This window comes from Catellatospora sp. KI3 (assembly GCF_029948125.1).
Taxonomy (GTDB): Bacteria; Actinomycetota; Actinomycetes; order Mycobacteriales; family Micromonosporaceae; genus Catellatospora.
Genome location: NZ_JASAMB010000001.1, coordinates 28,153 through 41,623, shown reverse-complemented (window position 1 = coordinate 41,623; position 13,471 = coordinate 28,153). Strand labels below are relative to the sequence as shown.

The 13,471-nt window shown below is 74.1% G+C and carries 10 protein-coding genes; 8 read left to right on the top strand and 2 right to left on the bottom strand.

Annotated elements, in window-relative coordinates:
• Positions 1-6 precede the first annotated feature (6 nt).
• From miaB to QEZ54_RS00140, 8 genes are all read left to right on the top strand, one after another.
• Positions 7-1,509, top strand: a complete 1,503-nt coding sequence (miaB, locus tag QEZ54_RS00180) for a tRNA (N6-isopentenyl adenosine(37)-C2)-methylthiotransferase MiaB (RefSeq protein ID WP_281302996.1) — start codon at positions 7-9, stop codon at positions 1,507-1,509.
• Between the two features lie 207 nt (positions 1,510-1,716).
• Positions 1,717-2,850, top strand: a complete 1,134-nt coding sequence (locus QEZ54_RS00175; RefSeq protein WP_281302367.1) for an inositol-3-phosphate synthase — start codon at positions 1,717-1,719, stop codon at positions 2,848-2,850.
• Complete coding sequence (locus QEZ54_RS00170; protein WP_348650494.1) at positions 2,847-3,866, top strand: SCO3242 family prenyltransferase; 1,020 nt, start codon at positions 2,847-2,849, stop codon at positions 3,864-3,866. Before QEZ54_RS00175 ends, QEZ54_RS00170 begins: the two co-directional genes overlap by 4 nt.
• The gene (locus QEZ54_RS36345) at positions 3,863-5,398 is read left to right on the top strand and encodes an EboA domain-containing protein (protein ID WP_348650493.1); all 1,536 of its coding nucleotides are present in this window, start codon (positions 3,863-3,865) and stop codon (positions 5,396-5,398) included. The genes QEZ54_RS00170 and QEZ54_RS36345 overlap by 4 nt, the downstream gene beginning before the upstream one ends.
• Positions 5,398-6,246 carry a TatD family hydrolase gene (locus QEZ54_RS00155; RefSeq protein WP_281302366.1) on the top strand — a complete coding sequence of 283 codons (849 nt, stop codon included), beginning with the start codon at positions 5,398-5,400 and terminating at the stop codon, positions 6,244-6,246. The genes QEZ54_RS36345 and QEZ54_RS00155 overlap by 1 nt, the downstream gene beginning before the upstream one ends.
• Entirely contained in the window at positions 6,246-7,508 is a 1,263-nt protein-coding gene (gene eboE, locus QEZ54_RS00150; RefSeq protein WP_281302365.1) for a metabolite traffic protein EboE, read from the top strand. The genes QEZ54_RS00155 and eboE overlap by 1 nt, the downstream gene beginning before the upstream one ends.
• Positions 7,496-8,893 carry a nucleotide pyrophosphatase/phosphodiesterase family protein gene (locus QEZ54_RS00145; protein ID WP_281302364.1) on the top strand — a complete coding sequence of 466 codons (1,398 nt, stop codon included), beginning with the start codon at positions 7,496-7,498 and terminating at the stop codon, positions 8,891-8,893. Before eboE ends, QEZ54_RS00145 begins: the two co-directional genes overlap by 13 nt.
• A gap of 81 nt (positions 8,894-8,974) precedes the next feature.
• Positions 8,975-9,889, top strand: coding sequence for an aldo/keto reductase (locus QEZ54_RS00140; RefSeq protein ID WP_281302363.1), 915 nt, complete (start codon positions 8,975-8,977; stop codon positions 9,887-9,889).
• Between the two features lie 407 nt (positions 9,890-10,296).
• Here the strand turns inward: QEZ54_RS00140 and QEZ54_RS00135 are convergent, their stop codons facing one another.
• On the bottom strand, positions 10,297-11,964 hold the full coding sequence (locus tag QEZ54_RS00135) for a cellulase family glycosylhydrolase (RefSeq protein ID WP_281302362.1): 1,668 nt from the start codon (positions 11,962-11,964) through the stop codon (positions 10,297-10,299).
• 151 nt (positions 11,965-12,115) lie between these two features.
• Positions 12,116-13,324, bottom strand: coding sequence for a DUF349 domain-containing protein (locus QEZ54_RS00130; RefSeq protein ID WP_281302361.1), 1,209 nt, complete (start codon positions 13,322-13,324; stop codon positions 12,116-12,118).
• Between the last annotated feature and the right edge of the window lie 147 nt (positions 13,325-13,471).

Genomic DNA, 13,471 nt, shown 5'->3' with positions numbered 1-13,471 from the left:
GAGGCCATGCCGGTGCGCACCTACGAGGTCCGCACGTACGGCTGCCAGATGAACGTGCACGACTCCGAGCGCATCTCGGGGCTGCTCGACGGCGCCGGCTACGTGCGGCTCGACCCGGCCGCCGAGCCCGGCCGGGTGCCCGACGTGGTCGTCTTCAACACCTGCGCCGTCCGCGAGAACGCCGACAACCGCCTCTACGGCAACCTCGGCCACCTGCGCCCGGTGAAGGACAAGAACCCGGGCATGCAGATCGCGGTCGGCGGCTGCCTGGCGCAGAAGGACCAGGGCGACATCGTCAAGAAGGCGCCCTGGGTCGACGTGGTGTTCGGCACCCACAACATCGGCTCGCTGCCGGTGCTGCTGGAGCGCGCACGGCACAACGAGTCCGCCCAGGTCGAGCTGCTGGAGTCGCTGGAGGTCTTCCCCTCGACCCTGCCCACCCGGCGCGAGTCGACCTACTCCGGCTGGGTGTCCATCTCCGTGGGGTGCAACAACACCTGCACCTTCTGCATCGTGCCCAGCCTGCGCGGCAAGGAGAAGGACCGCCGCCCCGGCGAGATCCTGGCCGAGGTCGAGGCGCTGGTCGCCGCGGGCGTGCTCGAAGTGACCCTGCTCGGCCAGAACGTCAACACGTACGGCGTGGAGTTCGGCGACCGGCTCGCCTTCGGCAAGCTGCTGCGCGCCTGCGGGCAGCTGCAGGAGCGCGGGCTGGAGCGGGTGCGGTTCACCAGCCCGCACCCGGCCGCCTTCACCGACGACGTGATCGAGGCGATGGCCGAGACCGCCAACGTGTGCCACCAGCTGCACATGCCGCTGCAGTCCGGCTCCGACGCCGTGCTGCGGGCGATGAAGCGGTCGTACCGGTCCGACCGGTACCTGTCGATCATCGAGAACGTGCGCGCGGCCATGCCGGACGCGGCGATCACCACCGACATCATCGTCGGCTTCCCCGGCGAGACCGACGCCGACTTCGAGGAGACGCTGCGCGTGGTGCGCGAGTCGCGCTTCTCCTCGGCGTTCACGTTCCAGTACTCCAAGCGGCCCGGCACGCCCGCGGCGACCATGGACGGGCAGGTGCCCAAGCAGGTGGTCCAGGAGCGCTACGAGCGCCTGGTGGCCACGCTGGAGGACATCACCTGGGCGGAGAACAGAAAGCAGGTCGGGCGCGAGCTGGAGGTCCTGGTCGCGGTCGGCGAGGGCCGCAAGGACGAGGCCACCGGGCGTATGTCCGGACGCGCGCGCGACGGCCGCCTGGTCCACTTCGCGGTCACGCCCGAGCAGGCGGCCGCCGTGCGCCCCGGCGACGTGGTGCACACCGAGGTCAGCTACGCCGCCCCGCACCACCTCAACGCCGACGGTCCGCTGCTGTCGCACCGCCGCACCCGCGCCGGCGACGCGTACGAGGCGGGCCGCGCCGTCCGCACCCCCGGCGTCATGCTCGGCCTCCCCACCATCGGCAAGCCCCCCACCCAGCCCACCCCCACCGACAGCGCCTGCTCCACCTGCTGACTCAGGCGAAGGAAGGGCCCCTTCTTATCGCTATCCGTAGCGGAAGGGGCCCTTCTTAACGCTCTCGTCGGCGATCTTCGCTCCCGGGAACACGCGGTGGTGAGCTGGGGGGATGGCCAGCAAACGGACATAGGGTGTTCTTCCGGGTATTGTGGCGAAATCAAGTAATCTGGCTTGGTTTCTCCTCAATCTCCCCGGGAGACCACAATGCGAACAGGTGTCTGGCTGGTCGGTGGGCGGGGGTCTGTCGCCGTCACCACCATCGTCGGGGCCGCCGGGCTGCGTGCCGGGCTGGCCGAGCCGACCGGATGCGTCACCGAACTCCCGCAACTGCGCAGCTCCGCGCTGCCGGCCCTGGCCGACCTCGTCTTCGGCGGCCACGACCAGGTGTCGACGCCGCTGCTCAAGCGGGCCGACGAGCTGGCCGAGGCGGGGGTGCTGCCCGCCCGCCTGGTCGCGGCCCTGCAGCCCGACCTGGCCGCGGTCGAGTCGGAGCTGCGCCCGGCGCCGCGCGGGCACACCCAGGCCGCCACCGCCGCCCAGACCGCCGCCGACCTCGCCGACTTCCGTGACCGGCACGGCCTGGCCCGCGTGATCGTGGTGAACCTGTCCTCGACCGAGGCCGCCGCCGTGCCGCACCCGGCCCACACCGACGCCGACGCGCTGGCCGCGGCGCTGGACGGCGAGGGCGAGGTGCTGCCGCCGAGCTCGCTGTACGCGTACGCGGCCTTCGCGGCGGGGTGTCCGTACGTCGACTTCACGCCGTCGACCGGGGCGCGGCTGCCCGCGCTGCACGAGCTGGCGCTGCGGGCGGGCGTCCCGTACGGCGGGCACGACGGCAAGACGGGGGAGACGCTGGTCAAGTCGGTGCTCGCGCCGATGTTCGCGCAGCGCAACCTGGCCGTGCGGTCGTGGTCGGGCACCAACCTGCTCGGGGGCGGGGACGGCGCCAACCTGGCCCGGCCGGATGCCAACGCGGCCAAGGCGGCCAGCAAGCAGCGGGTGCTCGCCGAGACGCTGGGCTACCAGCCGGAGGGCCACACCCGGATCGAGTACGTCGCGGACCTGGGCGACTTCAAGGCCGCCTGGGACCTGGTCACCTTCCGGGGGTTCCTCGGCACGCCGATGCGGCTGGAGTTCACCTGGCACGGGTGCGACTCGGCGCTGGCCGCGCCGCTGGTGCTGGACCTGGCCCGGATCACCGCCGCCGCGCACGCGGCCGGCCGCAGTGGGCCGCTGCCGGAGCTGGCGTTCTTCTTCAAGGACCCGATCGGTACGGTCGGCCACGACCTGAGCGGCCAGTTCGAGGTTCTGCGCGCCTTCGTCGCGGGGCTGGCGTGAGCTGGTCGGACGACCTGTCCCGGCGCGGCGGCGCGAACCGGGTGGCGACGATCGCGGCGCGGACGGCCGAAGCGGCACGGCCGGGCGCGCCGGCGCAGCGAGCCGCACCGCATCCGGGCGGCCGTCCGCGCCGCGGCGGCCTGCCCCGGCTGGGCGATCTCGCGGAACTCGTGCGGGCCCCGGCCGCGCTGTCGGTGCCGGGGGACGTGCTGGTCGGGGCGGCCACGGCGGGCACGCTGGGGCGGCGTACGCCGGGGCTGGCCGCCGCGTCGGTCTGCTTCTACCTGGCCGGGATGGCCGCCAACGACTGGGCCGACCGGGAGGTCGACGCGGTCGAGCGGCCGCAGCGGCCCATCCCGAGCGGCCGGGTCAGCCCGAACACCGCCCTGGGGCTGGCCGCCGGGCTGACCGGGGCCGGGCTCGCGCTGGCCGCGTGGGCGGGCGGCAGGCGGGCGCTGGCCGTGGCGGCGCCGCTGGCCGGGGCGGTCTGGGCGTACGACCTGCTCGCCAAGAACGGACCCGCCGGGCCGGCTGCGATGGCCGCCTGCCGGGGACTGGACGTGCTCCTCGGCGCCACCGGCGGCTCAGTCCGCCGGGCCCTGCCCGCCGCGGCGACGGTCGCCGCGCACACCTACACGGTGACCGCGCTGTCGCGGCGGGAGATGGACGGCGCCGACCGCCGGCTGCCGGTGGCGACGCTGGCCGGGACGCTGGCCGTCGCCGCCACCGCAGCCGGCGCGCAGTGCCGCCAGGACCGGGGGCGGCGGGGCTGGCGGGCGGTGCTGCCCGTGGCCCTGGCCGGGCTTTACCTCAACCACTACGGCCGTCCGCAGGTGCGGGCGGCGCGGCAGCCGGCGGCGGCACAGGTGCGGGCCGCGGTCGGCTCGGGGATCACCGGGCTGCCGACGCTGCAGGCCGCGCTCACCGCCCGGCACGGCGCGGGCGTCACCGCCCTCGTGCTGTCCGCCGCCGCGCCGCTGGCCCGGCGCCTGGCTCGGAGGATCTCGCCCACATGAACCCGCGTTCCGGCAGTATCCGCTGGGGCTACGGCACCAACGGCTTCACCAACCACCGCCTCACCGACGCTCTCGACGTCATCGCGGGGCTCGGCTACACGGGGGTGGCGCTGACCCTGGACCACCACCACCTCGACCCGTACGCCCCCGCGCTGGCCCGGCGGGTCGCCGGGACCGCCGCGCGGCTGTCCGCGCTGGGCCTGTCGGTGGTGGTCGAGACCGGCGCCCGCTACCTGCTCGACCCGTACCGCAAGCACTCGCCCACGCTGCTGGACGACGACCGCGAGGTGCGGCTGGACTTCCTGCGCCGGGCCGTGGCGATCGCCGCCGACCTGGGGGCCGAGGCGGTGTCGTGCTGGTCGGGCGTGCTGCCCGGCCACGTGTCCCGCCGGCAGGGCTGGGACCGGCTGCTCGACGGCTGCGAGCAGGTCGTCAAGGCCGCGCAGGCGGCCGGGGTGCCGCTGGGCTTCGAGCCGGAGCCGGGCATGCTCGTCGCCGACCTCGCGGGCTGGCACGCGCTGCACCGCGGCCTGGGCAGCCCGGACGGCTTCGGGCTGACCCTGGACCTCGGCCACTGCCGGGCCAACGAGTCCGCCGAGGTCGCCGAGTGCGTCCGGCAGGCGGCGCCGTACCTGGTCAACGTGCAGGTAGAGGACATGCGGCGGGGGGTGCACGAGCACCTCGAGTTCGGCGCGGGCGAGATCGACTTCCCGCCGGTGCTGCGGGCCCTGGCCGAGTGCGGCTACCGGGGGCTGGTCGCCGTCGAGCTGCCCCGGCACGCGCACGCCGCGCCCGAGGTGGCGGCCCGGTCGCTGGCGTTCCTGCGGGCCGCCTCCGGGCAGCCGGCAGGGCAGCCGGTGGGGCAGCCGGTCGGGCCGCCCGGCCAGCGCCGACCCGACCGGCAGCCGCGCCGGGCCGGGCTGGCCGAGCTGCGGGCCGCGCTGCTGCACCCGGCGCCGGGGCTGCGGGCGGAGGGTCCGGCCTGGCTGCGCGGGGCGCTGGCCGGGGTGGCCGCCGAGCCCGCGCGCATCGGCGCCTTCTTCGCCGCGGCCGGGCGCCGGTGCGGGCGGGAACCGCTGGCCGCCGTGCCCGGCTGGAGCGCCGACGAGGCGGCCCGCGCGCTGCTGCTGTCGGCGCTGCCCGCCGCCGAGGTCGCCGGGCAGGCCCGGGAGCTGTACCGGCACGGCGACGCCGCCGAGCGCCGGGCGGTGCTGCGGGCGCTGCCGCTGCTGCCGGTCGGCCCCGACGCGGTGGACCTGCTGCACGACGCGATCCGTACCAACGACACCCGGCTGGTGGCGGCGGCGCTGGGGCCGTACGCCCGGCACCTGGACGCCGCCGCCTGGCGGCAGGCGGTGCTCAAGTGCGTGTTCATGGGCATCGCCCTGTCCGCCGTGGACGGGCTGGACCGCCGCGCCGACCGGGAGCTGGCCGCGATGCTGGCGGGCCTGTCGGCCGAGCGGCACGCGGCCGGGCGGACCCTGCCCGACGACGCGGCCCGGCTGCTGGAACGCCTGGAGAAGGGGAACTGATGCGCATCTTCGACCCGCACATCCACATGACCTCGCGCACCACCGACGACTACGCGGCGATGGCCGCCGCCGGGGTGCGGGCGGTGGTGGAGCCCGCGTTCTGGCTGGGCCAGCCGCGGACCAGCGCGGGCTCGTTCACCGACTACTTCGACGCCCTGATCGGTTGGGAGCCGTTCCGGGCCGGGCAGTTCGGCATCCGGCACTACGCCACGATCGCGCTGAACCCGAAGGAGGCCAACGACCCGCGCTGCCGCGAGGTGCTGGACCTGGTGCCGCGCTACCTGGACAAGGACGGCGTGGTCGCGGTCGGCGAGATCGGGTACGACGCGATGACCCCCGCCGAGGACGAGGTGTTCGCCGCGCAGCTCGCGCTGGCGCTGGCGCACGGCCTGCCCGCGCTGGTGCACACCCCGCACCGGGACAAGGTCACCGGCACCCGGCGCAGCCTGGCCGTGGTGGCCGAGTCGGGCCTGGACCCGGCCGCGGTGGTCATCGACCACCTGAACGAGGTCACCGTCGGGCTGGTCCGCGACACCGGCTGCTGGCTGGGCTTCTCCATCTACCCGGACACGAAGATGTCGCCGGAGCGGATGGTGGCGATCCTGCGCGAGTACGGCACCGAGCGGATGCTGGTCAACTCGGCCGCCGACTGGGGCAGGTCGGATCCGCTGCTCACGCTGCGTACCGGTGAGGCGATGCTGGCGGCCGGGTTCGACTCCGACGAGGTGGACCGGGTGCTGTGGCGCAACCCGGTGGAGTTCTACGGGCAGTCGCAGCGGCTCGACCTCGACAGCGTCGCGGAGCAGGCCACGTACGCGGGGAACTCGATCATGCGCGGGGGTGCCTGATGCGGCTGGCCCATCGGGACGGGCAGACGGTCCACCTGAGCTACTGCACCAACGTGCACCCGGCCGAGGACCTCGACGGGATCGTGGCGCAGCTGGACACGTACGGGCTGGCGGTGCGCAAGAAGCTCGACGCGGACGTGCTGGGGCTGGGGCTGTGGCTGGCCGCGCCGGTGGCCGCCGCGCTGGCCCACGAGCCGGTGCTGCGGCGCAGGCTGCGGGCCGAACTGGACGCCCGGGGGCTGGAGGTGGTGACGCTCAACGGGTTCCCGTATCAGGCGTTCCACGCCGACGTGGTGAAGCACGACGTCTACCACCCGGACTGGACCACCCGCGAGCGGCTGACGTACACCCTGGACCTGGCCCGGGTGCTGGCCGACCTGCTGCCCGACGACGCGGCGCGCGGCTCGATCTCGACGCTGCCGGTGGCCTGGCGCCAGCCGTGGGGTCCGGAGCGGGCCGGGGCGGTCGACCGGGCGCTGGCCGAGCTGGCCGACGGGCTGGCCGAGATCGCCGGGCGTACCGGCCGGACCGTGCAGGTCGGGTTCGAGCCCGAACCGGGCTGCGTCGTCGAGAACACCCACCAGGCGGCCCGGCTGTGGTCGGGCATGGACGGCGACTGGCTGGGCGTCTGCCTGGACCTGGCGCACCTGGCCTGCGCCTGGGAGGAGCCCGCGGCGGCGCTGGCCCGGCTGGCCCGCGCCGGGCTGCCGGTGGTCAAGGTGCAGGTGTCGGCGGCGCTGGCGGCCGAGGACCCGGTCGCGGCCGCGTCGGTGCTGCGGGGGTACGCCGAGCCGAAGTTCCTGCACCAGACCCGCAGCGCCGCCGGTGAGGCCGCCGACGACCTCGACCAGGCCCTGGACCTGCTGCACGCGCCCGCGCACGTGGCGGCGCACCGCCCGTCGCACCGGTCCGTCCGGGCCGCGCAGGTGCCGGGGCAGGGCTGGCGGGTGCACTTCCACGTGCCGCTGCACGTCGAACCCGCCCCGCCGCTCGCCTCGACCCTGCCCGTGCTGCGGACCGCGCTGCGCGAGCTGTACGGCGGCCCGACCATGGCCTGCGACCACGTCGACGTCGAGACGTACACGTGGAGCGTGCTGCCGCCCGGCCAGCGCCCGGACACCCCGGAGCAGCTGGCCGCGGGCATCGCCGCCGAGCTGGCCTTCGCCCGCGAGGAGCTGCGCGGCCTCGGCCTGGTCGACACGGTCCCGGGCGAACCCGCCCCGGCCCGCTTCGTCGCCGGAGGCGCGCCATGGGCCAGGTGACGCCGCTCGTCGTGCTGAACACCGTCGGCCTGACGCCGCGCCTGCTGCCGCACATGCCCCGGCTGAACGCGCTGGCCCAGGCCGGGTTCGCCGCCCGGCTGGACCCGGTGCTGCCGGCCGTCACCTGCTCGGTGCAGGCGACGCTGCTCACCGGGGCGCCGCCGTCGGCGCACGGCGTCGTCGGCAACGGCTGGTACTTCCGCGACCTCGGCGAGGTGCTGCTGTGGCGGCAGCACCACGCGCTGGTCGGCGGCGAGAAGGTGTGGCAGGCCGCCCGCCGCGCCCACCCCGGCTACACCGTCGCCAACGTGTGCTGGTGGTACGCCATGGGCGCCGACGTCGACTGGACCGTCACGCCGCGCCCGGTCTACCGCGCCGACGGCCGCAAGGAGCCCGACTGCTACACCGACCCGCCCGCGCTGCGCGACCAGCTCACCGCCGAACTGGGCACGTTCCCGCTGTTCCAGTTCTGGGGCCCGGGGGCGGGCCTCGCCTCGTCCCGCTGGATCGGCGCGGCGGCCCGGCGGATCATGTCCGCGCACGCCCCCGACCTGACCCTGGTCTACCTGCCGCACCTCGACTACGACCTGCAGCGGTACGGCCCCGACGATCCGCGCGCCGCGACCGCCGCCGCCGAACTGGACACCGTCGTCGGCCCGCTCCTGGACGCGGCCGCCGCCCGGGGCGCCACCGTGCTGGCCCTGTCCGAGTACGGCATCACGCCCGCCCGGCGCCCCGTCGACGTCAACCGCGCCCTGCGCGCCGAGGGCCTGCTGCGCGTGCACACCCAGGCGGGCATGGAGTACCTCGACCCGTGGACCTCCCGCGCCTTCGCCGTCGCCGACCACCAGCTCGCCCACGTGTACGTCCGCGACCCCGCCGACCTCGCGCTGGTCCAGAAGGTCTGCGCGGGACTGCCCGGGGTGGGCCAGGTTCTGGACGCCGACGGCAAGCGCGGGCACGGCCTGGACCATCCGCGCGCCGGCGAACTCGTCCTCGTCGCCGAGCCCGACGCCTGGTTCACCTACTACTACTGGCTCGACGACGACCGCGCGCCCGACTTCGCCCGCCTCGTGGAGATCCACCGCAAGCCCGGCTACGACCCCGCCGAGCTGCTGTTCGACCCGGCCGGGCCGGGCGCGGCCAAGCGGCGCGCGGCGACCGCACTGCTGCGCAAGAAGCTCGGCATGCGGTATCTGATGCAGGTCGTGGGCCTGGACGCCGGAGCGGCGGCGGTACGCGGCACGCACGGACGGCTGCCCGACGACCCGGCCGACGGACCCTTGCTGATCTGCTCGGACGCCTCGGCGGCCCGCGACGGCTTCGCCGCCACCGAGGTCAAGGACCTGATGCTGCGACTGTCCGGCTCGACCCCTCTGCCATAAAAGCTAACAGAGCACACGGTTTCGCGGTATCGGGCGACCGACCGGCTGCGCACCCTGCCACGCTGCGACTACGTTCGCCCGATGCCTACGCGTGAGATCACCGCGGCCGCCGCGGGCACCTGGCTCCTCGGCGACCGCACCGTCCACCGGATGGGCTTCGGCTCGATGCGCCTGACGGCCAACCCCGACCGCGAGCGCGCGATCGCCGTGCTGCGCCGGGCGGTCGAGCTGGGCGTCGACCACATCGATACGGCGGCCTTCTACTTCTCGCCCGGCGGCATCATCGACGGCCCGCCCGGCCCGGTGCGCTACGCGACCGAGCTGATCAGGGAAGCCCTCGCGCCCTACCCCGCCGGCCTCTTCATCGCCACCAAGGTCGGCCCGGGGCTGGACCAGCACGGCGAGTGGGGCGAGGCGACCACGTACGCCCAGCTGCGCGCCCAGGTGGAGGAGAACCTCCGCCGCCTCGGCCGGGACGAACTCGACCTGGTCAACCTCCGGATCGTCAAGCGGCCCGGCCGGGACTCGGTCGGCGAGCGGTTCGGGGCGCTGGCCCGGATGCGCGACGAGGGCCTGATCCGCAACCTCGGCCTGTCCAACGTCCGGCTCGACCACCTGGACGAGGCGCAGGCCATCGCCCCCGTCGCCTGCGTGCAGAACGGGTACGCGCTGGACTTCAACCGCGCCGATGACGAGCTGCTGCGGGAGTGCGGGCGGCGCGGGGTGGCGTACACCCCCTTCTTCGCCCTGGCGGGCGGCGGCCGCGAGGCGGGCGCCTCCGCCGACCACGGCGCCACCCTGGCCGAACTCGCCCGCGCCCACGACATGACCCCGCACCAGCTCCGCCTGGCCTGGACCCTGCACCAGGGCCCGCACGTGCTCGCGATTCCCGGCACCGGCGACGCCGCCCACCTGGCGGCGAACGTCGCCGCCGGCGCCGTCCGCCTCAGCCCCGCCACCCTCGCCACCCTTGCCGCGCTCGGCGCGCTCGGGTAGTTCGGAGTAAGGAAGGGCCCCTTCTTATCGCTTTCCGTAGTAGAAGGGCCCCTTCCTAACGCCTGCCCGCGTGCGCGGGGCGGGGTGCGCAGGGCACGCCTGCCGGGTGCGGTCCGGGGGTCGTGCAGTTTCGGGGAAGGTGCTGGAATCTTGGCCGCGATTCGTGCAGTTTCCCCGAAACTGCAGGTGCGGCGGCGCGGCGGCGCGGCGGCGGGGCGGCGGGGCGGCGGCGCGGAGGGGAGTACTCGTCGGCCCGGACGAGGCATGGTCCGGGCCGACGAGCCTGGCGCGCTGGTCCGGTGGTCACCGGTGGATCGATGCAGCGCCAGGAGAGGGTTACCCGCCGCCGCGGAGGTCACGCGCGGTGCGCGGCGGCGGGCTGGCGGCTGTCGCCGCCGGTCGGGGCGTCACAGGCAGGTGACGCCGTTGAGCTTGACGTTGCTCGGCCCGGGGCTGGACGGCCCGGTGGCCGTGAAGCCGATCGTCACGAAGTTGCCGGGCGCCAGCGACTGGGCCCAGCTCGGCGCGGCCGCCGTGATGGTGGTGCCGCTCTGGGTCACCGTGGCGTTCCAGCCGTTCGTGAGCGTCACCCCGCTGGGCACGGTCCAGGTGACCGTCCACGGGCTGATGGTGCTGGTGCTGGTGTTGGTCACCTTCACCTCGGCCTGGTAGCCGCCCTGCCACGCGTTCGTGATGGTCACGAGCTTGGTGCAGCCGCCGTTGCCGCTGGGCGACGCCGACGGGGACGGCGAGGCCGACCGCGACGGGGACACCGACGGCGAGGGCGAGGCCGACCGCGAGGGCGACGGGCTGGCCGACGAGGTCGGCGACGGGTTGGTGGTGGGCGGGTTCAGGTACGGCTGCAGGATGTTGTACTTCGTCTGGTTGATCGAGTACCAGTCGTCGAGTGCGATACCCCCGGTGTCACCCGAGTTGGGGTTCCACGACCAGTACGTGAACGACAGCCCGTTGTCGCCGATGTAGGCCATCAGCTTGGTCAGCCACTGCACGTCGAGCGGGTTGGCCAGGGTGCTGCCGAACTCGCCGATCATGATCGGGGCCACGTTCTGCTTCGCGATCTTGCCCCAGAAGGAGTCCCAGACAGCCGGCAGGTTGTTCGGGAAGTTGGGGTCGTTGAACCAGGACTGCCGGTCGTAGACCGAGATGCCGTACTCGTGCGGCGAGTAGACCAGGCGGTTGGCCACGTTCAGCCGGACCGGCTTGTCGATCGCGGCGGACAGGTTGCCGCCCCACCAGTCGCAGGCCATCGGGTCGTCCGGGATGTTGTCCCAGACGTTGGCCACGCCGCCGGACAGGCAGCTCACGCCCTCGACGAAGATCAGCCAGTTCGGGTTGGTCTGCAGCACCGCGTTGCCGATCCGCTCGGCCGCCAGCCGCCAGTCGCGGGCCTGCACGTCGCAGCCCCAGCAGGCGCCGGTCGCGTTCGGGTCGGTGCCCTCGGCGTGCGGCTCGTTGAACAGGTCGGCGCCGATCACCGTCGGGTTGCCCGCGTACCGCGCGGCCAGCATCTGCCAGTCGGCGATCATGCTGGCCTCGGAGACGGTGGCGGTGTACCACAGCGGGGTCTGCCCGGCCGCGGTCGGCCGGTGCCGGTCCAGGATGACGCGCATCCCCTTGGTCCCGGCGTACGCGACCACCTTGTCCAGGATCTGCAGGGGCGACAGCCCCACCAGGTCCGGGTTGGTGAAGTCGTTGATGCCGGTGGCGGCCGCGCCGGGCTTGAGCGCGTCACCGGAGTACGGCACGCGCAGGGTGTTGAAGCCCAGCGACGCCATCCGGTCGAGCTGGCCCTTCCAGGTGGCCGGGGCACCCGCCCACAGGCCGTGGAAGGTCTTGTTGTCGGTCTCCATGCCGAACCAGTTGATACCGGTCAGCCGGACGACCTTGCCGGCGCTGTCGACGATGTTGCGACCGCTGGTGCGCAGGTAACCGGTGCCGGTGTCGGCGCTGGCCGGGCCGGCGCTGAGGGTTACCGCGACGAGGGCGGTGGCCGCTGCGGCGAGCGCGGCCGAGACGGCGGCCACGAGGGCAGCCGGACGAGACTTGAAACGCATTTCGGGTGTGCTCCATCCATAACGGACTTCTGCTGATCGGGAAATGCGCGTGCCTGCCCTGGCTCCGGAGACATCGTGCACCGTCCATGCGGTACACAGCAAGAGGGGCGGGCGCCGCAGCGCCCGCCCCTCTTCGTTGATCTGCTGAAACTCAGCTGGCCTTCTCAGCCAGGGCAAGAAAGTTTCGCTTGCCCGCCAGGGCCTGCTCGGCCTCCTTGATGCGCTTGGCGTCGCCGGCCGCCTGGGCCCGCTCCAGCCGCGCCTCGGCCTCGGCCACCTGCTCGCGCATCTGCGCCAGCAGCGGGTTGGCCGACGGCTCGGTACGCCGCCACGCCGCGTCCATCGCCTCGCGGACCTTGTCCTCGACCGCGCGCAGGCGCCGGTCGAGCCCGGCGACCGCCTCGCGGGGGACCCGGCCGGTGTCGTGCCACTGGCCCAGGATCTCGCGGAGCACGTTCTGCGCGGCCTTCGGGTCGGCGTCCACGTCGATCGCCTCGGCCTGCGACAGCAGCTCCTGGCGGCGCACCAGCGCGGCCTTCTGCTCGTTGTCGCGGGCGGAGAAGACCTCGCTGCGGCGCGAGAAGAAGGCGTCCTGCGCGGCCCGGAAACGGTCCCACAGCTTCTGCTCGGCCTCCTTGGAGGCGCGCGGCGCGGTCTTCCAGTCCGCCATCAGCTCCTTGAGCCGGGCCGCGGTGGCCGCCCAGTCCGTCGACTCGGCCAGCGCCTCAGCCTCGGCCACCAGGTCGTCCTTGACGGTCTGGGCCTGCTTGCGGGCCGCGTCCAGGGTGGCGAAGTGGCCGCCACGACGGCGCGTGAAGCTGTCCCGGGCGACGGAGAAGCGCTTCCACAGGTCGCCGTCGGTCTTCTTGTCGACGCCGCGGATGGTCTTCCACTCGTCGAGGATCTCCTTGAACCGGTCGCCCGTCGCCTTCCAGCTGGTCGACTCGGCGGCCAGCTTCTCGGCCTCCTCGACCAGGGTGGTCTTGCGGGCGACCGCCTCGGCGCGAGCGGCGTCGCGGGCCGCCTTGGCGGCACCCGCCTTCTCGTCGGCCAGCGCGGACAGCCGGTCCAGGCGCGCGGCCAGGCCGTCGATGTCGCCGACCACGTGCGCCTCGTCCAGGCTCGCCCGCAGGCGCTTGACCGTGCTCACGCTCTGTGCGGCGTCGGCCGCGCCCGAGTTGAGCCGGGTCTCGATCAGGTCGACCTCGGTGACGAGATCCTCGTACCGCCGGACGAAGTGGGCCAGGCCCTCCTCGGGCGTGCCGGCCTGCCATGATCCGACGGCGCGCTCGCCCGCGGCCGACTTCACCCAGACCGTGCCGTCGGCGTCCACCCGGCCGTACGATGCCCAGTCGCTCATGATGTCCATCCTCGTTCTTCCCGACCGAACCCCGTCACGTCCGTGCCGAGGTCGCCGCCATAGCGCAGTCAAACCCGTGATCCCGTGGGAGAGTACGCCGCTCCCAGAAGCATTGTCACAGGTCCTGCCGGGCACGTGTCGCGCGCC

Coding starts and splice junctions, on each gene's coding strand:
- QEZ54_RS00175 (WP_281302367.1), top strand. CDS start 1,717: ATGCGAACAGGTGTCTGGCTGGTCGGTGGGCGGGGGTCTGTCGCCGTC.
- QEZ54_RS00135 (WP_281302362.1), bottom strand. CDS start 11,964: ATGCGTTTCAAGTCTCGTCCGGCTGCCCTCGTGGCCGCCGTCTCGGCC.
- eboE (WP_281302365.1), top strand. CDS start 6,246: ATGCGGCTGGCCCATCGGGACGGGCAGACGGTCCACCTGAGCTACTGC.
- QEZ54_RS00145 (WP_281302364.1), top strand. CDS start 7,496: ATGGGCCAGGTGACGCCGCTCGTCGTGCTGAACACCGTCGGCCTGACG.
- QEZ54_RS00155 (WP_281302366.1), top strand. CDS start 5,398: ATGCGCATCTTCGACCCGCACATCCACATGACCTCGCGCACCACCGAC.
- QEZ54_RS00140 (WP_281302363.1), top strand. CDS start 8,975: ATGCCTACGCGTGAGATCACCGCGGCCGCCGCGGGCACCTGGCTCCTC.
- QEZ54_RS00130 (WP_281302361.1), bottom strand. CDS start 13,324: ATGAGCGACTGGGCATCGTACGGCCGGGTGGACGCCGACGGCACGGTC.
- miaB (WP_281302996.1), top strand. CDS start 7: ATGCCGGTGCGCACCTACGAGGTCCGCACGTACGGCTGCCAGATGAAC.
- QEZ54_RS36345 (WP_348650493.1), top strand. CDS start 3,863: ATGAACCCGCGTTCCGGCAGTATCCGCTGGGGCTACGGCACCAACGGC.